Below are 22,204 nucleotides of genomic sequence, written 5' to 3' on the forward strand. Positions count from 1 at the left end.
CCGTCATTTCAAGCAGGCATCCCAACGACCCGCATGAAGGCGGAAATCGGGATGGCGCATAGCAGAAAAGCGCTCCGCGACAATGTGACCATTCCTGTGGGCGACAGGTCATTCCACCGCGTCGAGAGCGGTCGTGCATGCGGCGCATGATCTCAGATGGCGTGTTCCAGCTTCATTTCGGTGCGCGAAAGAACCTCGCGCACCGCATCGACCACAGGCTTGACCTCCAGGCCCCAGACGCAGCATGCCTTGCTGGGATCCGGCGCGCGGCAGAGGTTTTCGGCCATGCAGGCGCAAGGCATCGGCGGCTGGAGCGAGATGCTGGGCACGCCGACGGGACCCCAGCGCGACGGCTCCGTCAGACCGAACAATCCGACAACCGGGGTTCCGGTGGCTGCGGCCATGTGCATCGGGCCGCTCTCATTGCCGAGAAACAGCCGGGCCTGTTTCAGCACCGCCAGCAGGCTTTCAAGCGACAGGTCACCGACGAGATTGACGACCGACGGCGCGGTCCTGGCGACGATACGTTCGGCGATCTCGCGCTCGTCCGGGCCGCCCACCAGGACTACGTCCAGGCCGGTCTCGCCGGCAATCTCGACGATCACTGCTGCAAACCGCTCCGGCTGCCAACGTCGGCCCTCGAAGCTTGCACCCGCATGTACCGCGATGAATGCGTTTGGCCTCAGATGGTGCTTACCCAGCAGCGCCAATGCTTTCGCCGTCTCCATTGGCAGCGGCTCAAGGTTTGGAATCACCGTGCGAAGTTCGATGCCGAGCGCTTCGAGCGGCGAGAGGTAGCGGTACAGGAAATGCTGACCATCAAAGCCGTAGGGCTTGGCAAAAACATTGGCGGGTTGCCGCTCCAACATACGCAAGGGTCTTTCGGAAGGACTGTAACCGACACGGGTCTTGGCGTTGACGAGCCCGGTGACGATGCGCGACGTCTTCGAGTCGGTCAGGTCAATGGTCAGGTCGAAACGGAAGCGGCGCAACGCCTGCACCATGGCGTAAAGCTCTTTCCCGCGCTCCAAGGACGTGCCGCGCATGCGGTCGCGCCTGAATGTGACCACCTCGGAAGCTATATCATGGGCGATCACGAAGCTCTCGAAGCGAGCCTCGCACAGAAAGACGATGCTGGCGCCGGGGAATGCGAGCCGCAGGTTCTTGGCGAGCGCCGAGGCGAGGACGAGATCGCCTATGAACTTGGTTTGGACGACCAGGATCGAGTGGAACGGCGCGGGAGAAATCTGCAGCATCTGTTTCCGGGAGCAATTTGCGGATAGCCGCAAATTGGGCAGGAACAATGTCGAGATTGCGCGACGCCGCCAGCACGTTCGCGTGAATTGCCTTACAAAACGGTAAGCTGGATGGATCCTATCGGCGGCCTGCCTTCGCAACCAGCACCGCAGCCTGCGCGGCCGCCAGCCTGGCGATCGGTACGCGATAGGGCGAACAGGACACGTAGTCGAGGCCGACCTCTTCGCAAAAGCGGATCGAGGCCGGATCGCCGCCATGTTCGCCGCAGATGCCGAGCTTGATGTCTGGCCGCGTCGCCCTGCCCTTTTGCGCGGCCATGCGCACCAGTTCGCCGACGCCGTCGATGTCGAGCGAGACGAACGGGTCCTGATCGATAATGCCCTTCTGGCGGTAGGTTTCCAGGAACGAGGCCGCATCGTCGCGCGAGATGCCGAAGGTCGTCTGGGTCAGGTCGTTGGTGCCGAAGGAGAAGAATTCGGCTGACTCTGCAATGACATGGGCACGGATCGCGGCGCGGGGGAGCTCGATCATCGTGCCAGTGAGATAGTCGATCTTGACGCCGGTTTCCTCCATGACGCTCTTGGCAACCGCATCGATGCGCGCCTTGACGTAATCGAGTTCCTTCACCAGGCCGACGAGCGGCACCATGATCTCGGGGACCACCAGAGCGCCGGCCTTCCTGCCGGCCTCCACGGCCGCCTCGAAAATGGCCCGCGCCTGCATCTCGGCGATCTCGGGATAGGAGACAGCCAGGCGGCAGCCACGATGGCCGAGCATCGGGTTGAACTCGTGCAGTGCCTCGGTGCGCTGCCTGAGCTTGTCCGGCGACACCTTCATGGCGGCGGCGACCTCGGCCACCTCCTCCTCGGTCTTCGGCAGGAATTCGTGCAACGGCGGATCGAGCAGGCGGATCGTCACCGGCAGGCCGGCCATGATCTCGAACAGTTCCAGGAAGTCCGAGCGCTGCATGGGCAGAAGCTTGGCAAGTGCGGCGCGCCTGTCCTTTTCGGTGTCTGCCAGGATCATCTCGCGCATGGCAACGATGCGGTCGCCATCGAAGAACATGTGCTCGGTGCGACAAAGGCCGATGCCTTCGGCGCCGAAGGAGCGCGCCATGCGCGCGTCGAGCGGCGTTTCGGCATTGGTGCGCACTTTCATGCGGCGGACCGCGTCCGCCCACTCCATGATGGCGGCGAAATCGCCGGAAAGTTCCGGCTGCAGCATCGGCACCGCGCCCTTCAGCACCTGGCCATTGCCGCCATCGATGGTGACGATGTCGCCCTTGCGGAAGGTCGAGCCCATCGCCATCAGCGTGCCAGCCTTGTAGTCGACACGCAGCGAGCCGGCCCCGGAGACGCAAGGCTTGCCCATGCCGCGCGCCACCACCGCGGCGTGGCTGGTCATGCCGCCGCGCGTGGTCAGGATGCCTTCCGCCGCATGCATGCCGTGGATGTCTTCGGGACTGGTTTCGATGCGCACCAGGATCGCCTTGCGCCCTTGCGTCTTCAATTCCTCGGCGTCGCCGGAGGAAAAGACGATCTCGCCGGTAGCGGCACCGGGCGACGCCGGCAGTCCGATGCCGATGACATCGCGCGCGGCCTTGGGGTCGATGGTCGGATGCAGCAACTGGTCGAGCGAGGCCGGGTCGATACGGGCGACGGCTTCCTCTTTGGTGATCAGCCTGTCCTGCGCCATCTCGACGGCAATTTTCAGCGCCGCCTTGGCGGTGCGCTTGCCGGACCGGGTCTGCAGCATCCACAATTTGCCGCGCTCGATGGTGAATTCGAGATCCTGCATGTCGCGGTAGTGCTTCTCCAGACTGTCGGAGATGTTGACAAAGGACTGGAACGCGTCAGGCATCAGCTTCTGCAGCGACGGCCTGTCCGAGCCAGCTGCGATACGTGCCGCTTCGGTGATGTTCTGCGGCGTGCGGATGCCGGCGACGACGTCCTCGCCCTGCGCGTTCACCAGGAACTCGCCATAGAGCATCTTTTCGCCGGTCGAAGGGTTGCGCGTGAAGGCAACGCCGGTGGCCGAGGTTTCGCCCATATTGCCGAACACCATGGCCTGGACGTTGACCGCCGTGCCCCAGCTTTCGGGAATGTCGTGCAGCCGGCGGTAGGTGATGGCGCGGTTGTTCATCCAGCTCGAGAACACGGCTGATATCGCGCCCCAGAGCTGCTCATGCGGATCCTGCGGAAAAGGCCTGCCGAGCTCTTCCTCGACCTTGGCCTTGTAGAGCGCGATGACGCCTTGCCATTCGATCGCCGTGAGTTCGGTGTCGAGTTCGTGCCCGAGACCGCCTTTCTGATCCTCCAGGATTTCCTCGAACACCTCATGATCGAGGCCCATGACGACATCGGAATACATCTGGATGAAGCGGCGGTAGCTGTCATAGGCAAAGCGCGCATCGCCGGAATCGGCGGCCAGCGCCTCGACCGTCTCGTCGTTCAGGCCGAGATTGAGCACGGTGTCCATCATGCCGGGCATCGAGGCGCGAGCGCCCGAACGCACCGACACCAGCAGCAGTTTCGACGGGTCGCCGAACCGACGGCCGGTCAGCCGGCCGATGTGATCGAGCGCGACCGCGACATCGGCTTCCAACCCGGCCGGATAAATACGGCCATTGGCGTAGTAGGCGTTGCAGACCTCCGTGGTGATGGTGAAGCCCGGCGGCACCGGCAGCCCCAGGCTGCACATCTCGGCCAGGTTGGCGCCCTTGCCACCCAGGAGATTCCTGTCGCTGGCACGGCCTTCCGCCGCACCATCGCCAAAGGTGAAAACCCATTTGGTCATGCATCGCTCTCCGGTTGCAGGAGATTGGAAAGATTGGCGAAACGGAAAGTTCCGCCGGTCCGTCCTTGGAGCGATATGATGCTGCAGTGCGAAACGCAAGGCATCGGCAAAGCCGCCCGGCCACTACAATCGATTAAGCAAAGCCGTGCCCCAGCATGCGGCAAAAAGACTTGCCAAGTCAGGAATTCTGGAGTAGAACATACAGTGAACAAACAGGTGGGCCATGAAACTGCCCGGAAAACTCGACTATCTGGAAATGCCCGCGACCGGTGGAACGCTGGACCGGCTGAAGGCTTTCTACAGTACCGCCTTTGCCTGGTCGTTCACCGATTATGGGCCGACCTATTCGGCCTTTGCCGAAGGCCTGGACGGAGGCTTCCAGGCAGATGCCGCGGAAGCGCCATCAAAGCCGCTGCCCGTGCTCTACAGCAGGGATCTGGAGCAAACCCTCGACGCTGTCGAAAGCGCCGGCGGCACGATCGTCAAACCGATCTTCCCGTTCCCCGGCGGCCGGCGCTTCCACTTCGTCGATCCAGCCGGAAACGAGATGGCGGTGTGGTCCGAATAGCCCGCTGCATATCATTTGCCAGCGCTGCGTTGCCTGCCCAATTCGAGCGTTCCAACCGTCACTCATAAGGATTGTGCTTTTTGGCTGCTCTGCTAATAACGCGCCGCACAAGCGACTCTGACGGCAATTGGGGCGTCGCCAAGTGGTAAGGCATCGGTTTTTGGTACCGACATTCCCAGGTTCGAATCCTGGCGCCCCAGCCAATCACTTTTTTTCTGGTGATGGCAGCGCGCTTGTCCACAGCCCAGGCATGCCAGTGTCGTTGCAGACCAGCTTGGTGCCGTTCTCCTCCGACAGGGGGGCGTGCTCGACCAAGCAGTCCATTCCAACCCGCGCCGCTTTCTGCTTGAATGACCCTCGACGTCCCGCAACGGAGCATCGGCCTATCTCAAACGATCCCTTCGCTTCCTTGCAGCAACGTTTCCTTGCCCGGTGTGCGGATCGGCTCGTGGAGTTGAAGGCCGCCCGTGAGAGGAGGGCTGTGCCCGGCAGCAGTTCCGGCGATACGCTGATCGGGATCGCTCACTCGCTGGCGGGTGGGGCCGGAACGTTCGGCTTTCCGGATATCAGCGTGCGAGCGTCCGAGCTTGAGACGTTGCTGATCGAGCGGTCGGATGTCGCACATACTGCGCTCGATGCGCTTATTGCGGAGATCGAGCGGACGCTGAAGTGACTCAGCCGAAGAGGCTCACTTCTTCGGTCCAGTCAGGCCGGTCCTGGTCATCTCGCCCCAGCTCTGGTCGGCGCGCAGATACTGCCACCAGCCCTTCACGCGCCAGAAATTGTTGAGCTGGCGGTAGCCGAAATTCTCGATCACCGCCACGGCCGTGAGTACGGCAAGGTCCCGCGCGCGCGGAAAACGCTGAAGCTCGGCTTCTTCGAGAACCAGCGAACACACGCTCACGCAAACGCCGTAGGTGAAAACCAGCGACGTGAATGCCAAGAGATATTCGGTCGAGAGGATGCCGAGTAGCCAAAAGGCCGGGATCAGCACATAGCCCAGCACCTCCGATATGGGCCCAAGCACATCGACAATCAGTATGTGACCAAATCCGAGGAAGCCGACCCGCCCATAGCGGGGGTTGAAGAGCATGGAGCGGTAGCGGAAGAAGCACTCGAGCGCACCGCGCTGCCAGCGCGTGCGTTGCCTGGCCAGAACGCGCAGTGACTCGGGTGCTTCTGTCCAGCACACCGGCTCCGGAATGAACTGGATGCGGTATTTGCGTTTGGTGTCCATCATGTGGCGATGCAGCTTGATCACAAGGTCCATGTCCTCGCCCATCGATCCCTTGGTGAAGCCGCCAACCGCCACCACTTCGGCGCGGCGGAACACGCCGAAGGCGCCGGACACCAGCATCAACGTGTTGATGCGGCTCCAGGCCAGCCGTGCCATAAGGAAGGCCCGCAGATATTCGACCACTTGGAACAGTGCCAGCAACCGGCTGGGTAGGCGGATCTCGCGCACCCTGCCCGCTTCGATCCTCGATCCGTTGGCGATGCGGATCGTGCCGCCGACGGCGATGGTGCGCTCGGGATCGTCGATGAAGGGCTGGGCCGCGCGCATCAGTGCATCGGGCTCGAGGATGGAGTCGCCGTCGATCACACAAAAGAGCGGCGCGCGGCAGACATTGATGCCAGCATTCTGGGCATCGGCCTTGCCGCCATTTTCCTTGTCGACCACGAACAGCCGTTCGGTCATCGGCGAGGAATAGAGGCCGCGGATCGGCTTGTGCATCAGGGCCTCCTCATAAGGCCGGTGGAATTTCACCAACTTGAAGCCTTCGATAAGGCGCTGCAGAGTCTGATCCTTCGAGCCGTCGTTGATGACGATGATCTCGAAGTTCGGATATTCGAGCGCCAGCATCGAGTGCACGCTCTCCACCACATTCACTTCCTCATTGTAGGCGGGCACCAGCAGCGCGATCGGCGGCGCTACGTCGCCATAGCGGTGCCACAGCAGAGCCGAACGCGCGACCGGCGGGCGCTTGGACAAGGCGTAGGCGGCGATGATGAGCTGCAGCAGGTAGACCGCCGTCTGCGCCAGCCCCGCCCCGATGATGAACCAGGACAGGATGGAGGCCCCCAGAACGATCTCTTGGCTCCAGTCGAACATCAGATGGCAGGCCCCTCGGCAAGGATCAGCGAGGCCGTGCGCTGCCTGCGCGAGACGTCGCTGGCGGCGATCTCGCGCAGCACCTGCTCTCCCTTCTGGCCGAACGAGCGGAGCGCGTTGGCAGCGGCATAGCGCACAGTCCATGCCTCGTCGTCCATAAGCTGCGCGAGGGGCGCGGCGAGTTCAGACAGGCCGAGGCGGCCCGCCGCATCGGCAGCGTCGGCTCGTACATCCCAGCCGCCATTTTCCATCGCCTTGATCAGGATGGCCGGCGCATTGGCATGCCCGGTCAGGCCGAGTGCCCGCAATGCGGCTGCGGCAACCTCCGATGACGGATCGCCGGCCGCGCGGGCAAAGAACTCGCCGAATTGGAAGCCACCGGCGCGGGCAAGGGCATCGATCGCAGCCGCCCTGATGAAAGGCACGGCGTCCAGCCGGCCGGCGTAATCCCTGAGCTCGTCGAACCGCTTTGGCGGAAAGCGCCTGAAAAGCTCGATCAGGCGTCGCGAGCGCTGTCCCGCTACGCCGATCTTGCGCAGCGTTATGACGAGCGGCGGCAAAGCGCCGAGATCGCACAGCGCGATCGCGACGGCGATCCTGACCTCACGTGATCCGTCGCGGTCGAGCGCCGAAAGCAGGCTTGCCACCGCGTTTTCCGAACGCAGCGCCGCCAGCATCTCGGCCGCGTGGATGCGTTCGGCGCCGTTGCCTTTTTCCAGTTGGGCGCCGACAAGCGCCGGCAGGCCACATTCGTTGAAGGCTGAGAGGAGCTCGTCGTGCTCCTCGCCGCGCAACAGCGAAATAAACTCGAAGCCGGCATCGACCGCCACCCTCGCCGGCACCGCAAGCAGCGCCGTCTTCAATGCGTCGCGATCCCGATTTTCGGTGAAGGCGATCAGCGCCGTCAGAAGAAGGCGCCGCTGATCGGCGCCCGTCGCCCCCCGGCGCTCCTGCAATACCCGACGCACGATCAGCAGAAGCATGATCGCCAGGGAAAGGGCACTGAGCAGGATGGATAGGTGCCAGATGTACAACATGATCAGAACCGCGTGGTTAGGCCGAGCCCGAATATGGTTCGGTCGAATGTCGGGCGCTGCTCATGGGCGAGGCTGCCGCGCAGCGTCAGCGGATCGGTGACGTCCCAGGAGATGCCGGCAAAAACGGTACGCGTCGGCACCAGCGTGCCGTCGGAGATTTCGGGGGCATCCGCATAGCCACCGAACACATTGACGCTCGGGGTAACTGCAAGATCGGCCCGCAGGACATAACCATCGGCGCGCGTGCCGATATCGTCGGCTGCGTGAACCCAACGTGCCGAAAGCCCCAGCCGGCCGTCCAGGACATAGGCGTGCACCCAGGGCGAGGTTGTCGTGACCTCGGCGTTGGCGAAATCATCGTAACGGGTATCGACGTTGAGCGAGAACGGGCCAAACGCCTTCCCGGGCGCCATGATCTGCCACGAAGCGCCGGCGCCGATCGAATATCGGGCCAGGAAATCGGCATCCGGCGTCGCCGCTGCCAGCACATAGGCCGAAACCGTGGGCGAAAAGGCCTGGTCGATGCGGCCGTCGATCTGAACATCGGTGCGACCGTAGCGAGTCGCCATCCGGGTGTGGCTCGAAATGGTCGTCTGCGGGGTGAGTCGATAGGCAAGGCCAACCGAACTGTCGGTCCAATCGCCAAGCCCCTCGGTGAGATCGCTCACTTCGCTGCCGAGATCGAGCCGCCATCTGCGCGGCGGCGGTGCGGCCAGCCTCTGCTCGATATCACGCGAGCCGGGTTCAAGGGCGAGCGCCTGCCTGTAGGCGTCGCGCGCGGCGTTGTCGTCGCCACGGGCGCGGCGCACATCGCCGATTCCCACCAGCGCCTCGGCATTGCGCGGATCGATCGCCAGCACCCGCTGAAACGACTGCTCGGCCCGCGTGTAATCCTGCTCGATCAGGGAAATCCGCGCATCGAGGCCGAGCGCCTCGGCATTGTCAGGCACAGTGCCAAGCACGTCATCAATCGTTGCGCGGGCGCGCGGCACGTTGCCCTGCCAGATCGCCAGGCGGACCTTGCCGAGGCGGGCGTCGAGAAGGTCGGGCTTGATGGCCAGCGCCTGGTCGAAGAAATGCCCGGCCTCGTCGAATTTCTGTTGGGAGCCCGCAACGAGACCCATGGCGACCAGGATGTCGGTGTTTTTAGGCGCCAGCCCGAGCGCGCGGCGATAGGCGTTCTCCGCCTCGGGTAATTGTCCCGCCGCCCGCAATCTCTGGCCTTTCTCCATCAGGCCGGCGACAGGATCCGGCCGCGGCGGGCGCAGCTTCTTCCTCGCGGTTGCAGGCTTCTGCTTGCTGCTGTCGGCCTGCTGGGCCTTGCGGATGTTGGCGACAAGCGTCGCCGCGTCGGCATTGCCCCGCTCGGCACGCGACACCTCTTCTGCCAGTTGCAGCGCGGCGTCGAGATTGCCGGAGCGGAATTCGATCTGGGCCATGCCGAAGGCGGCATCCAGATAGGTCGGCGCAAGCGCAAGCGCCTTGGAAAAGGCTTCACGCGCGGCCGGCAGATTGTTGCGGCCAAGCTCTGCGAAACCAAGTTGCACCAGGGCATCGGCATTGTCGGGCTTGAGCGCCAGCGCACGCCGCAGCAGCTTCGCCGATTCGTCGAAATGCTGGGCTTGCCTGGCCTTGACGCCGGAGGCGTACAGTTCGTCGACCGCCTGGGCCAGCGCGGCGGCAGGCGCCGTTTCAACCGCCAGGAAAACGCATGCCGCAATGACGGCGCGCCGGCCGCGCCACATCAGCGTTTCCCGCTCTTGCGCGCCAGCAGGCGCGCAAGCCGGGCCAGGAGCTCCTCGGGAATGAAGGGTTTCACAAGGTAGTCGTCGGCCCCCTTCTCAAGGGCCGAGACGATGTCCCTTTCGCCCTTGCGGGCGGTCAGCATGACAACCGGAGTATCGGACAAAGCGGGATCGCTCTTGATGCGGGCAAGAACCTCCAGTCCGTCGGCCTTGGGCATCATCGCGTCGAGCACGATGATGTCCGGCGCCTCATGCTCCGCCTTCAAGAGCGCTTCCGCCCCGTCTACCGCCTTGATGACGTCGTATCCCTTTGCCCTGAGCCTGAATTCCATCAGTTCGAGCAAGAGGGGATCGTCATCGCAAATCAGAACTCTTGCCTTCGCTCCGTTCACCAGCCTTGCTCCGGTTCGCGCCTCGTTTTGCCGCTTGCCCCCCGGAGTGATTGATCCATGAACCGACATCCGCCAACGCGGTTCATGCAGACAGACACATTCTTCTCAATCTCTCGCCGAGCTCCGCCCATGCCGCGCGATTATAGACAACCTGATTCGCTACGCCTGCACCTCGGCACAATCAGTAGATGAATAAGGCGACATGGTATAGGAGCCGTGAACGGCGTCGCACAGTCTGCAGCCAGACTGCGCTCGGTGCCTAAGCCAAACGTCGGATCAGGCGCGCGATAGAAGCAATCGTTTGACTTCACCGGCAAGCGCAAGCGGGTCGAACGGCTTGGCGATCACCCCTACCGCCCCCATCGCCAGATAGCGTTCGACTTCATGCGTCTGGGTGCGCGCGGTGATGAACACCACAGGTATCGAAGCCATCGGCCCGGACTCGGCCAGGCGCCTCAGCGTCTCCGGCCCATCCATCTCCGGCATCATTACGTCGAGCAGAATGAGGTCGGGCCGCCATTCGGCGGCATCGGCCAGCGCCTGCATGCCGGACGGGCAGGATCTCACCTCGAATTCCGGCTCGAGCTCCAGCGACATCTGGGCGATTTCGCGGATATCGTCCTCGTCATCCACATAGAGTATCCGTGCGGCCATCAGCGTGTCTCCTTGGTGTTCGCGCCAGGCTGAGTGAGGGACGAAACCAACATGCTACTGACCAGCTTTGCCACATCGATCTCCGACGCCCTGGTCTTTGTCATGATCGCCTGAACGCGATCACCGAGTTTCTGGTCGAGCTCCGCCGCCGAAAACACGATAACCCCGGTCTCTAGCGGCAGATCGACAAGGAGGTCCAGGCCAGATCCGTCGGGAAGTGCAATGTCCAGGATAATCAGATCGAAGCGATGCTTCGCGACCGCCTGCCGGGCTTCCTGCAGCGTCTTTGCGGATGTGATCGAGACGCCCGAACCCAGCCCTTCCGACATCACCGCAAGCACGCCCTCATCGTCTTCGACATGGAGAATCTGCGGCCTCGGCTCGGCCCTGCGGCCCAGGATCTTGGCGAGAGCCGCGTGAAGCCGTTTCGAATCCACCGGCTTCTCAAGCCAGTCGACAATGCCGACGGCGCTGCCGTTCAGCGTGCGCCTGGCCTCGTCGGCGACGGCAGAGATGACGATGACCGCAATGTCGGAGTTCGCCGGCGATGCCCTGATGTCATGGAAGAGCTTGATGCCGGATTCCCCCGCCAGCTTGATGTCGAGCGTCAGCGCCACGTAGTTCCGGGAGCTCAGGAGCGCCTTGGCGGTCTCGATATCGGGCGCGACGTCGCTGGAAAAGCCTTCCGCATCGAGAAGTGCTGCGATCACTGCTGCAACGTCGGGCTCGTCCTCGCAGATGAGAACCCTCAGGCGATTGTCAGCTTCTTGCGGTTGCCGGGTCGGCGAATCCGGCTTGGGGTCCTGCCTGCGCGCTTCGGGAAGGTCGACGTGAAACGAGGTTCCCTTGCCTTCCTCCGTTTCGAAGGAAACGGCGCCACCCAGCTTTTCAGTGATGGCCTTGACGATGCTCAAACCCAAGCCCGTGCCGCCTATCTTGCGAGTGCTGGAGGCGTCCGCCTGCTCGAACTTCCCGAATATACGGTTGCGGAACGTCGCGGGGATGCCGGCGCCCTGGTCCACCACGGAAATGCGCAGCATGTCGCGGTCACGACGCTGGAATTTCACGGTGACGGTGCCATCGGTGTGTGAGAACTTGATCGCATTTGACAGGAGGTTCGCCATCACCTGATGCAGGCGATCCGGGTCAATGTTGGCCTCGGCGCGCGGCGCATCGTCGACCAGAACTATCCTGATCCGACTATCGGCCATGTAGTTGGAACTGGCGGCGATGGCCTGCTCCAGGACCTGACGGACAGGCATCTGCTTGATCTTGAAAGTGATCACGCCCGATTCGATCTTCTCCATATCCAGGATGTCGTTGATGAGAAGAACCAGCCTTTCGCTGTTGGTGTGGGCGATGTGGACGAGATTGGCGGCCTTGGGCGGCAGTTCGCCGGCCACGCCGGCCGTGATCAGGCCAAGCGAGCCGCGGATGGAGGTCAGCGGGGTCCGCAATTCGTGGCTAACCGTGGAAATGAAATCGTTCTTGAGCTGGGCGGCGCGCTTCTGCTCGGTGATGTCGCGATTGTAGGTGATGACGCCGACGATCTTGCCGGCCTCGTCGCGAAAAGGGGCCTTGAGCGTGTAGAGCCAACCTTGCCGCCCATCGGGGAAATGCGCCGGCTGGTCGATCCGCAACGTCTGCCCGGCCTCCAGCGCGCCCATCTCATCCTGCCGGAAGCGTTCGGCCACCTCCTTGGGGTAGAAATCGAAATCCGTCTTGCCGATCAGATCGTCAACCGAAGCGGCGCGAACCATTTCGGCGGTGGCGGGGTTGGCGGCGATGAAGCGGCCGTCGACATCTTTTATGTTCAGGCAATCCGGCAGTTCGCGCACCATGGCCCGGTAGGTCATGTTGGACATCAAGAGCTCCCGCCGGCGCTGCTGTCGGTCGAGCAGGACGCCGATGATGATTGTGCTGAGAAAGCGGAACACGAGGGAGGGGAACGTGCTCTGCTGCACAAGGCCCGTGACGGCTTGCGCCGGGATGACCAGGAGCGTGATCAGCCCGGCGAGAGCGACCGTTACGCCCAGACCGAATATGTCATACATGGTGCGCGATCGGGCCGCGACGATGTGGTGCCACGCAATGCCTACGATTGCGGTGATGAGGATACCCATGACACCAGCACCCGCACCCTGCCCGCCGAGATGGACGCGATAAACAATGGAGCCGAACGTGGCGATGAGCATTGCCGGCCATCCGCCAAAGAACGCGGCAGCAGCAATGAAGGCGGCGCGCAGATCGACGACGAAGCCGGAGACGGACAGGGCCGTCGCCATGGAAATGATCGCGCCCACGCACATGACCACGCCGAGAAGCAGCGACTGCATCCGCCGCGAGAGACGCCCGGTGAAATCCGCCACAAGGTCCCAGGCGACCACAAGGATGGACACCAGGGCAAGGTTGGCGAGGAGTGAGTGCCAGATGTCGGTCATGACTTCGGCTCCTTTTTTCCGATAAATACCGACAAAACCTATCCGAGGTCTAAAGAAGCTGCCCGGCCATGCCGTTCTATTCGATTTCGGGCACATGGGACCCGAGTACCTTTGCGATCTTCCATGAAGCCGATCAGCTCATGATTCGACGGTGTCGTAAGCGCAGATGAGCAAGAGCCATCGCGGCAAATTCGGGTCTTGCACATGATCTGGACAGTGTCGCCTTGAACATCTCCTTCTTTCCATACATAGGTCGACCAGGTGGGTGGCGGCTCAACATGGAACTTCAATGAATCTTCCTATCTTCGCCATCAACCTCGATCGCGAGACCCAGCGCTGGAGCGAATTGCTCGCCAGCGCCGAAGCGGCAGGACTGACCTTGCAGCGCATTGCCGCCGTCGACGGTCGGGCGCTTGCTGAAAAAGACTGGACGGAGATCGATCTTCCAGCCGCGCGCAAGCTGAGCGGGCGCGACATCCTTTCGGGCGAATATGCCTGTTACCGTAGCCATATCCGGGCGCTGGAAACGTTCCTGGCCGGTGGCAGCGCCCATGGCCTGATTGTCGAGGACGACGTCCTCTTCAGCAAAAACACCATGCGGCGCATCGAGGCCATCATCGCGGCGGTGCCGGATTTCGACGTCATCAAGCTGACCAACCATCGCATGAGCTTCTTCATGCGCGCCGTCGAAACGGTTGAAGGCGACGAGATCGGTCGTGCGCTGCATGGCCCGCAAGGCTCGGCCGCCGCCTATCTGGTGACGCGAGAGGGCGCGCAGGGTCTGTTGTCGGCGCTCGCCGTAATGAAAATGCCATGGGACGTCGCGCTCGAGCGCTTTTGGGATACCGGCCTGAAAGTCTATTCGGTCCGCCAAAACGTGCTTGGCTTCGCCGCCAGCAGTGGGATTTCGGGCATAGCCGGTCCCTCGGGAAGCTACAAATCCGCAAGGCTGGGCGGGCCAAGCCGGCTACGTGCCGGGGTGTTGCGGGCCAGCGACGAGCTGCGCCGCCTGCATCACGTCCTGCTGCCGCCCCCTCTGCCGCGAGATGCCCTGGATGATGCCAAGGACAACGCGCCTCGCCACACCTTGCTTCTGTTGCTTGCGGCATTCGCCATTCTCGCTTTGGTCTCCGCGGTGTGGCGCGAGGCCGACACCTACCGCTATGCGGGCCTGGCGCTGGCCCTGGTCGCGGTCATCCGCTGGTTCAGAGTGGATTTGTGGACCTACAGCAAACCGCTGATCGGTTGGGTCGGCTTTCTCTGTCTGGGCTGGTCGCTCTATGTCTTCATCCGACTGGCGATCGTCTATTTCGGCACCCACCAGTTGGGTGGCGCCGAAGGCATTTACATGTTTCCGCTGTTCTATGCGACGACCGGCTTCGCGTTTCTGCTGTTTGTCAGGCAACCCGCACGGCTCGTGCTCTGGTTCATGATCCTCAGTCTCGTCTTCCTGGCGGCGGACACCTTCTATTCGGACATGTTTCAAGGCATCCAACCGACCCCGTGGCTTTTCAACAATCCCATCCACGCGTCGGTGGCGGCCGGTTTCATCTTCCTCTGCACGCTGCAATTCATGGCCTACTCGGCCCAGAGAACGGACCTCGGGAAAGCAACCAAGAACCTGCATTGGGTCCTGTCGACAGCCGTCCTGCTGCTTGCCCTCGTCAACATCATCGAGATGCGCTCAAAGGGAGTGTGGCTTGCGCTTGCGCTCGCTCTGCTCTTGTTGGCGGTCATGACCCTGGCGAGAGGCCATCGCCGCGAACTGTTGGTTTCGGGTGGCGTGCTGGTGATCGTGGCGGCCGGCATTGTCGCGGCACACAACATCTTCTCGTCCACCGCCGACGATACCATGGCATTCGTCAAAACCTTGGTTCCGGATGTGTTCAGGCATGGGGTCCTCCCCGCCTTCGACCGCGCCATCGCGAGCGACGCGGTTCCGCTTGCAGCCAAGGAAAGGCTGATGCTGTGGGCGGATGCGATCAATATCTGGAAGCGCCACCCGATCTTCGGAGCCAGTTCCAGCTGGCTGACCGAATGGCAGAACAGAACCTATCATCCCATGATCTTCAATGTCTTCCACAATGGTTATCTGGAGATTGCCGTGCGTTATGGGGTGGTCGGACTGGCGTTCTTTGCCTTTCTCTACACCTGGTCGGCCAGGCAGGTTCTGCTGGCCATGCGAGCCAAGCTCGTCGCTCCGGCCGCATGGTCCTGCTACATCTCCACACTGGTCTTCTTCGCCCTAACCATCCTCACCAATTCCAACAACCGGCTGGCCATGGGCGAGGCCTTCATGTGGTTTGCCGCAGCGTTCGGCTTCTATTGTTTTTATGTTCGCCAGCAGAAGAACCTTGTCGCGCCGCGGACCTATTTTTAGGGCCTGCCGGCGCAGCACGTATCTGACCAGCCGATTGCGACCAATCCACCTTTGACGCCCCGCTCAATTTCCCGATAATCGGGAAAGTCGATGCCAAAATCGATGGCTTATCGCCGGCAACCCCTTCGTTACGATCGACACGGATCACAGACAGGGGTTGTCACGGACATGCTGACGGACAGGCAGGCACGCGAGGCGGTGGAGCAGTACCGCGAGGAAGGATACGCGGTCGTTCGACAATTCGTCGACGGCGACGAGATGATCCGGCTGAAGAAGGAAACCGATGCGGTCTATGCCGAAGGCCTCAAGCATCACGCCACCTTCCGGCACGGCAACCTGAATTTCCAGATCCTGCCTGAATCGGACTTTGGCCAACGCTATGTGCTGCAGGCTTACTGGTTTTCCTGGATCAATTCCTATTTCGAAGAATTCCGCCGCAATCCCGACTATCTGAAGCTGCTCGAGAGCCTGATCGGCCGTGACATAAGGCAGATCGCCCAACAGCTGCACTGGAAGCCGCCCGGCGCCAATGTCACGGGTTATCGCTTCCACCAGGATTTGCGCTTCCGTAACCAGGCGGCCTTCGACAATGTCGCCGACGCCACCGTGACAACAGGCCTCGCGGTCGATCGGGCGACGCTGGACAATGGCTGCCTTCAGGTCGTGCCCGGCAGCCACAAGCTCGGCTATCTCGGCCTGTCGGACGAGGGAACCGGCGAGCTGATGAAGGGCCTGACCGCCGAAGAAGAGTTGCGCAAAGTCGGCATCGACCCAGCGACCATCGTTCCGCTGGTGCTAGAGCCGGGCGACCTTGCTTTATGGGGGCTGCTTACCGTGCACGGCTCCTCGCCCAACAAATCGCAGCACGACCGGGCCTTTGCGCTGTCCAGCTATGTGCGGGCCGATACGACGCAACGTGGCGAATGGGCGTTCAGGGACGGCGTTTCGGTGCCGCTCGGCAAGACGCCGGCACTGTGCAAATACGAAAAGCTCTTCGAGGAGCCGGGACCGATGTACGACACCACCGCCTGGTGGAAATGACGCTGCCGCGTCGGGCGACGGGGGCAGAGGGGGCCTGGCGTTCGCGCCAGGCCCCTGGCGGAGTTGGCCATGGACAATCGGGCAGCATTTCAGGCGGTGAAGTCGGCCGACAGTTCGCGGATCAGGAAATCGACGAACGCGCGCACCTTGGCCGCAATATAGGTGCGGTGCGGATAGAGCGCGTAGATCGGGCTGGAGCCGGGGCGAAACTCATCCAGTTGCACTTCCAGCCGGCCGTCCCTGATCGCAGCGTCGACCAGGAGGCTGGGCAGGTTGCCGATGCCGAAACCGGCGGTAGTCATCTGGTAGGCGGCCTCGACGCTGTTGGTCGAGATGCGCCCGCCGATAGCCGCATCGAAAGGGCCATCGGGTCCGATGAATGGCCACGTGCCAAGGCGCTTGGCGAAATTGCTCAGCACGCAGGAATGGCTTGCCAGCTCATCCGGGTGGACCGGACGGCCGTTTGCATCCCAATAATCGGGCGTGGCGCAGACATAGTTGCGGACTTCACCAAGCCGGCGCGCAATCAGGGCGGAATCCGCCTGACCGCCGAAGCGGATGGCCACATCATAGCCTTCCTCGACAATGCCGACGACATAACGCGCGGTGAGGTCGAACTCGATCGTGGTGAGCGGGTTTTCTTCGAGGAATTTCGGCACCAGCTTGGTTATGCGCGTGTGGCCCAGAACATTGGAGCAGGAAACCCGGATCAGGCCGCGCGTCTCCTTGTGCAGGCCGCGCGTCGAATCCTGCAGTTCGGATATGTCGTCGAGCAGGCTGCGCGCACGCGGAGCATAGTCGCGGCCCGCCTCGGTGAGGCTGAGACGCCTTGTGGTGCGATTGATGAGCCGGACGCCAAGGTCGTCTTCCAGTTCCTTGATGGTACGGCTGACGGCCGTCGTCGACATGTTGAGATCGCGCGCCGCCGCCGACAGGCTGCCCAGCAGGCAAACCCGATCGAACACCCGCATCGCCGTCAGAAGATTCATCTTGCCTTCCCCTCGCCGTCGCGGCCCCGCCGCCATCGGCTGCGTCCTGTAGAAAACAGCGCCCAGCAACGACGCGGCAAGGGCATTCCACCGAATTTGGGCGTAAAATCAACAATGGGAGAACCGATATGACATCCAGACCTCTTCATCCCGCGATCGGCACATTTGCGAAAGGCGCGAAGAGCGGCGCGCTTGGCCGCCGCGAGTTCCTGGCGCTGGCCAGCGCCTTCGGCGCCAGCACGGCGATTGCCTACGGGCTCATCGGTCAGCCGGTCCCGGCGCGAGCCGAGGAAGCCGTCCAACCCAGGAAGGGCGGCGTGGTGCGTGTTGCCATGCAGGTGATGGAGCTGGAAGACCCGCGCAAGTTCAAGGTTTCGCAGATGGGCAACATCGCCATGCAGTTTCTCGAACCGCTGGTGCGCTGGAAGCCGGATTTCACCTTCGAGCCGGTGCTGCTGCAGAGCTGGGAGATCAATGCCGACGCGACGGAATATGTGCTCAAGGTGCGCCCGGGGGTGAAATGGTCGAACGGCGACGATTTCACCGCCACGGATGTTGCCTTCAACATCACGCGCTGGTGCGAGAAGGATGCCGCCGGCAACTCGATGGCCGGGCGCATGACCGCGCTGATCGATCCCGACACCAAGGTGGCGCGCACTGGCGCCATCGAGGTTCGCGACGGCCACACCGTGGCCCTGAAACTGGCTCAGCCCGACATCACCATCATCCCAGCGATGACCGACTATCCGGCATTGATCGTCCACCACACATTCAATCCGAAGGCGGCGCCACTGTCGGCCAACCCCGTTTCCACGGGCCCGTTCGAACTTAAAAGACTCGATGTCGGCGTTGCTGCCTCGGTGCGCAAGCGGCCGGACGGGTCGTGGTGGGGCGGCGAGGTGTTCCTCGACGGCATCGACTGGACCGACTACGGCACCGACTCGGCCGCCACCGTCTCCGCATTCGAATCCGGTGAGATCGACCTGAATGGGCAGACGCAGTCCTATGACGTCGCCATGCTCGACAGGCTGGGCCTGAAGAAAAGCGAGATCGTCACTGCCGCCACCCTGGTCTCGCGCTGCAACGTCAACGCCAAACCCTATGACGACAAGCGCGTGCGCAACGCCATACAGCTTGCGGTCGACAACGAAGCGGTGCTGCAACTGGGCGCCGACGGCATGGGTATCGTCGCGCAGAACGATCATGTCGGACCGATGCATCCCGAACACGCCGACTTGCCGCCGATCAAACGTGATCCGGTCCGGGCCAGGGCATTGCTCGAGGAAGCCGGCCAGCTCGATTTCGAATTTGATCTGATCTCGGTCGAAGCCGATTACCGCAAGGAAAGCTCCGATGCCGTCGCCCAGCAGATGCGCGACGCGGGCTTCAAGGTGAAACGCACTGTCATCCCGGAATCGGCATTCTGGAACGACTGGACGAAGTATCCCTTCGCGACCACCAATTGGAACGCCCGACCGCTCGGCATCCAGACCTATGCGCTTGCCTACCAGACCGGTTCGGCATGGAACGAGACAGGGTTCGCCGATCCCGACTTCGATGCCAAGGTCCACAAGGCCAACGCCATCGCCGATCCGGAGCAGCGCCGTGCGGTGATGAAGGAACTGCAGGTCATGCTTCAGGATTCCGGCATCATCGTTCAGCCCTACTGGCGAAAGCTGTTCTGCCATATGAAACCTGCCTTGATGGGCTACCAGATGCATCAGGCCTATGAGCAGGACTTCACCCGGGCCTGGCTCGCGGCCTGATCGCGGGCAACCCTTCCGACAGGCGGCGCATTTTCCGGCGCCGCCCATCGCCTGCTCACCGGGAAAGTTGCGCCGAAGCTTCGGCATCAAGGGCGTTCGAGGAGCAGTGCGGGCTTCGCATCGGGCATGATGCGCAGGTGCGGCCACACGCGCCATACCTTGGCAGGTCGGCCGGAATCCCGGGCCAGCGCACCGGACCGGCTGGCACATCAAGCGTGTGAAACATTCTGGTTTCCGCCTCTGTCATCATCAAGCTCCGGTTCATGGCTGGAGCTTACTTTTGACTGATGGAAGTGAAACCCGCTTTCCCGGGCAACGACCTTCCCGAAAACCGGGAGAATTCGCGCTCTTGGTGCCGACAGGAACCGAAGCGGCAAGATCGAGCCGCATGAGCGGTCTGCCGCCGCCTGATGTTTATGCCGGATCTCAACAGGTCTCTGCCGCTCAATTGAACTGAATTCGCCTGCTTATTGCGCGGAACTCCAGCCTGTCTCGGGCGTTGGACGCCAATATCTGCAAGATATTTCCGGTCGACACGACAGGCAGTATTATGAAGCTGGCGAAACGCCCCGAGCCACACACGGTCTTCGGACATGAAGCAATTTTGCGGTTGAGATCGCGGAACATGCGGCGTTATTTCCATCCTATCTGGAGACCTTAAATTGCCAGTTCGAATATGCTGCGTCTTTGGCAGCTGGCAATTGCTCAGCCTGGTTGCTTCTCTTCGCCAGTCAACAATGGATGGAAGCTCCCCGGCGGATGAGGAGCATGAGGATTACCTTCTGCTCTATGAAACGGCCGGCGTTTCCGAGCATTTCAAGACCGGTCTTGCTGAACTTGCGTCTACAGTATGGACTTGGAAACGGGTCATATGGGCATACGACCTTCTGACGTCCGAGCGTAAATATGGGCAACTGCAAATTTTCCGGATTCATCGTCTGATCCGAGACACAATTGGCATCGACGCGAGTTCCGCGGTTGAAATCTGGGCCTGCTTCGTTAACCGGCCATCGGAAAAAATACTGCTGGACTCATACCCAGAAGCCAAGATCGTTTTGTATGAGGATGGCTTGACGTCATACCTTCCATTCGAAATATCAACCATGTCACGGCCGCCAGGCACCAGGTTTAGACGGCGCATCACCGGAGCCTTGATTGCAGGACTCTCTACAATTTCACCGGCGTTCCGACTGAGGAAAGCGGCCGACAAGATAGAAAGACACCATCTGAGACGGGTGACAAAGTTTTATTCTTTGCTCCACGAAATCCCCATTCACGATGCTCTGGAGAACGTACCAAGATTCCAGGTCGGCGCTTCGCTGATGCGCGACGTAATAGATGAAGCCTGCAGGGATGCGCTTTCCGACGGCAATGAACATTGCCGTGCGTCAGCCAACCCACGGATCCTGCTGCTCGGCCAGGCATTGTCGCGAAACGGCATAATGTCGTACGCGCAAGAGGCGGCGATCTATAGACGCATTGCGGAGCAGATCGTTGAGAGAGGATACGACGTCGTCTGGAAGGAACATCCCAGAATAAGCACGCCCTTCTTCCCCGAATTGCTGGATACCATCGGCAATGTGACGGCCGACGCCAGCACCAGGATCATGGAGGCGAACCTTCCGCACATATATCCGATAGAGCTTGTCGTATCCCGGATGAACATTGTTGGGTGCGTCTCCGGCACGTCAGCTGCCCTTCTCTACCTGAAGTGGCTTTACGGCATCAAAACATACACATTTGCGGAAACCTTGATCCCCCTGATGACTGGCGCGGATATTCTAATGAGCGAAATGGTGAAAGCCTATGCGGAGCCCTTTTCAGCACTCCACTCTTTGAACGAGACGCAGACGGGAATCCGTTGAACGGCGGCAACGCCGCGCTACGTCCCGGCGCATCAAGACCAGGATGAGGCGGAACAGACCTGGCTGAAAAGGCTCAAGCAAAAATTGCGGCTTTGAAAGACAACGCCGTCGATCTGAGTTTCAGCCTGAACCGCCAATACCGAGCTGGTTTCGACCTTCGCGGCGGGCAGGCACAGATTGGAGCAGAATGAGACTTCATCCAGCCGCCGAACGGATTGCTTTTTTCAGCACGCTTGTCGCTGTTCTTGTCCTTGCACTGGTGCCTATACCCGGACTCGAGGAGTACGGGATCGATATCGGTTTCCATTACGACAAGCTGAATCACGCCAGCGCCTTTGCCGTCATGACTTTCCTTGGAGGGCTCGGCTGGCCTGATCGCAAGGTCAGGCTGATCGTCTTCCTTGCAGTTGTTGGAGCGGCGATCGAGGTCCTCCAGGGCACGGCGCTGATACGACGTGATCTGGACGTGTCCGACTGGGTTGCCGATTGCGTCGGCATCGCGTGTGGCCTCGTGGCCGTGATCTGTGTGAACTGGATCTTGCGGCGCAGAGGTTGAGCCTGTTCTCAAGCCTTTGTGCACGGGGCCGATAGCCAGAGGAGTTCGCCCCCGGCTCCATTGACTCGGCGAAATCGGATTGCAACGGTCCGATCCGAGAGTGGGCGGTTTTTTCTACCTTGGCCGGACAGATGAAGCTTCGGGCGCGGCACCCAGGAAGCGCGCCATCAGTATTGAGGGACGATGACGATCAAGATCAGGCTTCCGGGTGGTGTGTTGAAGGTCAAGCAACGTCATGAGTTGCGGCGACGGGAGCACAAGGGCGAAGTCCCGGCCTGGCAGTTTGGCAAATATTTCGTCATCTGGTGGCCCAGTACAATTCCCGATCGACCCTCCAAGAGCTCGAATACTAACGAGGAGCTTGAAATGAACATTCCGTCGACTGGAGAAAGCACGTAAGCTCTATGCATCATGGCTTTGCGAATCAGATTGCCGGGGGCACACTGAAGGTGAAGACCTACCGCGAACTGCGTGATCGCGAGCGGGATCGCAGGGTGCCTGTGCTGAAACTGGGATCGCTCTATTTCGTCTGGTCCTCGGCCAAGCATCATTCGCACAGGCACAGTCCGCGGCCCTGACATTTTTTTGCCGGGCGAAAACCGCT

At 61.6% G+C, this 22,204-nt stretch carries 17 protein-coding genes and 1 tRNA gene; 9 read left to right on the forward strand and 9 right to left on the reverse strand.

The features are described 5' to 3' along the window. Positions 1-152: 152 nt before the first annotated feature. Both AC0L2U_RS04665 and ppdK read right to left on the reverse strand, forming a co-directional pair. Entirely contained in the window at positions 153-1,256 is a 1,104-nt protein-coding gene (locus AC0L2U_RS04665; RefSeq protein WP_127395677.1) for a glycosyltransferase family 9 protein, read from the reverse strand. A 118-nt stretch (positions 1,257-1,374) separates the two neighbouring features. Beyond that, positions 1,375-4,053, reverse strand: a complete 2,679-nt coding sequence (gene ppdK / locus AC0L2U_RS04670; protein ID WP_473601496.1) for a pyruvate, phosphate dikinase — start codon at positions 4,051-4,053, stop codon at positions 1,375-1,377. A gap of 223 nt (positions 4,054-4,276) precedes the next feature. Between ppdK and AC0L2U_RS04675 the strand changes: the two genes are divergently transcribed. The 3 genes from AC0L2U_RS04675 to AC0L2U_RS04685 all read left to right on the forward strand — a co-directional run bounded on the left by AC0L2U_RS04675 (position 4,277) and on the right by AC0L2U_RS04685 (position 5,294). After that, the gene (locus AC0L2U_RS04675; RefSeq protein ID WP_127290804.1) at positions 4,277-4,621 is read left to right on the forward strand and encodes a VOC family protein; all 345 of its coding nucleotides are present in this window, start codon (positions 4,277-4,279) and stop codon (positions 4,619-4,621) included. Positions 4,622-4,749: 128 nt separating this feature from the next. Beyond that, positions 4,750-4,824: transfer RNA gene (locus tag AC0L2U_RS04680), tRNA-Gln, on the forward strand. Between the two features lie 47 nt (positions 4,825-4,871). Further along, entirely contained in the window at positions 4,872-5,294 is a 423-nt protein-coding gene (locus AC0L2U_RS04685; protein WP_127327114.1) for an Hpt domain-containing protein, read from the forward strand. 15 nt (positions 5,295-5,309) lie between these two features. On the opposite strand, the gene AC0L2U_RS04690 is transcribed toward AC0L2U_RS04685, so the two are convergent. The 6 genes from AC0L2U_RS04690 to AC0L2U_RS04715 all read right to left on the reverse strand — a co-directional run bounded on the left by AC0L2U_RS04690 (position 5,310) and on the right by AC0L2U_RS04715 (position 13,003). Continuing rightward, positions 5,310-6,734, reverse strand: a complete 1,425-nt coding sequence (locus AC0L2U_RS04690; protein WP_473601498.1) for a glycosyltransferase family 2 protein — start codon at positions 6,732-6,734, stop codon at positions 5,310-5,312. After that, positions 6,734-7,771: a HEAT repeat domain-containing protein gene (locus tag AC0L2U_RS04695; RefSeq protein WP_473601499.1), complete on the reverse strand. Its 1,038-nt coding sequence runs from the start codon at positions 7,769-7,771 to the stop codon at positions 6,734-6,736. The genes AC0L2U_RS04690 and AC0L2U_RS04695 overlap by 1 nt, the downstream gene beginning before the upstream one ends. A 2-nt stretch (positions 7,772-7,773) precedes the next feature. Then, positions 7,774-9,516, reverse strand: a complete 1,743-nt coding sequence (locus tag AC0L2U_RS04700; protein WP_473601500.1) for a YaiO family outer membrane beta-barrel protein — start codon at positions 9,514-9,516, stop codon at positions 7,774-7,776. Further along, positions 9,516-9,908: a response regulator transcription factor gene (locus AC0L2U_RS04705; protein ID WP_473601501.1), complete on the reverse strand. Its 393-nt coding sequence runs from the start codon at positions 9,906-9,908 to the stop codon at positions 9,516-9,518. Before AC0L2U_RS04705 ends, AC0L2U_RS04700 begins: the two co-directional genes overlap by 1 nt. Before the next feature lie 276 nt (positions 9,909-10,184). Further along, positions 10,185-10,562: a response regulator gene (locus AC0L2U_RS04710; protein ID WP_473601502.1), complete on the reverse strand. Its 378-nt coding sequence runs from the start codon at positions 10,560-10,562 to the stop codon at positions 10,185-10,187. Further along, the gene (locus AC0L2U_RS04715; protein WP_473601503.1) at positions 10,562-13,003 is read right to left on the reverse strand and encodes a hybrid sensor histidine kinase/response regulator; all 2,442 of its coding nucleotides are present in this window, start codon (positions 13,001-13,003) and stop codon (positions 10,562-10,564) included. The genes AC0L2U_RS04710 and AC0L2U_RS04715 overlap by 1 nt, the downstream gene beginning before the upstream one ends. Before the next feature lie 289 nt (positions 13,004-13,292). Here AC0L2U_RS04715 and AC0L2U_RS04720 point away from each other — a divergent pair, with 289 nt between their 5' ends. After that, positions 13,293-15,383, forward strand: coding sequence for an O-antigen ligase family protein (locus AC0L2U_RS04720; protein WP_127810989.1), 2,091 nt, complete (start codon positions 13,293-13,295; stop codon positions 15,381-15,383). 168 nt (positions 15,384-15,551) lie between these two features. Beyond that, the gene (locus tag AC0L2U_RS04725; RefSeq protein WP_236382848.1) at positions 15,552-16,424 is read left to right on the forward strand and encodes a phytanoyl-CoA dioxygenase family protein; all 873 of its coding nucleotides are present in this window, start codon (positions 15,552-15,554) and stop codon (positions 16,422-16,424) included. Between the two features lie 89 nt (positions 16,425-16,513). On the opposite strand, the gene AC0L2U_RS04730 is transcribed toward AC0L2U_RS04725, so the two are convergent. Further along, positions 16,514-17,413 (reverse strand): LysR family transcriptional regulator, encoded by a 900-nt coding sequence (locus AC0L2U_RS04730; protein WP_127810990.1) that lies wholly within the window; start codon positions 17,411-17,413, stop codon positions 16,514-16,516. Positions 17,414-17,541: 128 nt separating this feature from the next. On the opposite strand from AC0L2U_RS04730, the gene AC0L2U_RS04735 reads away from it, so the two are divergent. The 4 genes from AC0L2U_RS04735 (at position 17,542) to AC0L2U_RS04750 (ending at position 21,999) form a co-directional block, all read left to right on the forward strand. After that, positions 17,542-19,179 (forward strand): ABC transporter substrate-binding protein, encoded by a 1,638-nt coding sequence (locus AC0L2U_RS04735; RefSeq protein ID WP_128289085.1) that lies wholly within the window; start codon positions 17,542-17,544, stop codon positions 19,177-19,179. A gap of 662 nt (positions 19,180-19,841) precedes the next feature. Further along, positions 19,842-21,044, forward strand: a complete 1,203-nt coding sequence (locus AC0L2U_RS04740) for a polysialyltransferase family glycosyltransferase (RefSeq protein ID WP_281061726.1) — start codon at positions 19,842-19,844, stop codon at positions 21,042-21,044. A gap of 187 nt (positions 21,045-21,231) precedes the next feature. After that, positions 21,232-21,600 carry a VanZ family protein gene (locus AC0L2U_RS04745; protein WP_127810991.1) on the forward strand — a complete coding sequence of 123 codons (369 nt, stop codon included), beginning with the start codon at positions 21,232-21,234 and terminating at the stop codon, positions 21,598-21,600. A 183-nt stretch (positions 21,601-21,783) separates the two neighbouring features. Then, the gene (locus tag AC0L2U_RS04750) at positions 21,784-21,999 is read left to right on the forward strand and encodes a hypothetical protein (RefSeq protein ID WP_127810992.1); all 216 of its coding nucleotides are present in this window, start codon (positions 21,784-21,786) and stop codon (positions 21,997-21,999) included. The last annotated feature ends 205 nt before the right edge of the window (positions 22,000-22,204 follow it).

The organism is Mesorhizobium sp. WSM4808 (assembly GCF_055811675.1).

What these genes read in the sequence shown, in the direction of transcription:
- AC0L2U_RS04730 (WP_127810990.1), bottom strand. Translation starts at nt 17,413, where the DNA reads ATGAATCTTCTGACGGCGATGCGGGTGTTCGATCGGGTTTGCCTGCTG.
- AC0L2U_RS04735 (WP_128289085.1), top strand. Translation starts at nt 17,542, where the DNA reads ATGACATCCAGACCTCTTCATCCCGCGATCGGCACATTTGCGAAAGGC.
- AC0L2U_RS04675 (WP_127290804.1), top strand. Translation starts at nt 4,277, where the DNA reads ATGAAACTGCCCGGAAAACTCGACTATCTGGAAATGCCCGCGACCGGT.
- AC0L2U_RS04690 (WP_473601498.1), bottom strand. Translation starts at nt 6,734, where the DNA reads ATGTTCGACTGGAGCCAAGAGATCGTTCTGGGGGCCTCCATCCTGTCC.
- AC0L2U_RS04745 (WP_127810991.1), top strand. Translation starts at nt 21,232, where the DNA reads ATGAGACTTCATCCAGCCGCCGAACGGATTGCTTTTTTCAGCACGCTT.
- AC0L2U_RS04685 (WP_127327114.1), top strand. Translation starts at nt 4,872, where the DNA reads ATGCCAGTGTCGTTGCAGACCAGCTTGGTGCCGTTCTCCTCCGACAGG.
- AC0L2U_RS04665 (WP_127395677.1), bottom strand. Translation starts at nt 1,256, where the DNA reads ATGCTGCAGATTTCTCCCGCGCCGTTCCACTCGATCCTGGTCGTCCAA.
- ppdK (WP_473601496.1), bottom strand. Translation starts at nt 4,053, where the DNA reads ATGACCAAATGGGTTTTCACCTTTGGCGATGGTGCGGCGGAAGGCCGT.
- AC0L2U_RS04720 (WP_127810989.1), top strand. Translation starts at nt 13,293, where the DNA reads ATGAATCTTCCTATCTTCGCCATCAACCTCGATCGCGAGACCCAGCGC.
- AC0L2U_RS04750 (WP_127810992.1), top strand. Translation starts at nt 21,784, where the DNA reads ATGACGATCAAGATCAGGCTTCCGGGTGGTGTGTTGAAGGTCAAGCAA.
- AC0L2U_RS04700 (WP_473601500.1), bottom strand. Translation starts at nt 9,516, where the DNA reads ATGTGGCGCGGCCGGCGCGCCGTCATTGCGGCATGCGTTTTCCTGGCG.
- AC0L2U_RS04710 (WP_473601502.1), bottom strand. Translation starts at nt 10,562, where the DNA reads ATGGCCGCACGGATACTCTATGTGGATGACGAGGACGATATCCGCGAA.
- AC0L2U_RS04725 (WP_236382848.1), top strand. Translation starts at nt 15,552, where the DNA reads ATGCTGACGGACAGGCAGGCACGCGAGGCGGTGGAGCAGTACCGCGAG.
- AC0L2U_RS04715 (WP_473601503.1), bottom strand. Translation starts at nt 13,003, where the DNA reads ATGACCGACATCTGGCACTCACTCCTCGCCAACCTTGCCCTGGTGTCC.
- AC0L2U_RS04695 (WP_473601499.1), bottom strand. Translation starts at nt 7,771, where the DNA reads ATGTTGTACATCTGGCACCTATCCATCCTGCTCAGTGCCCTTTCCCTG.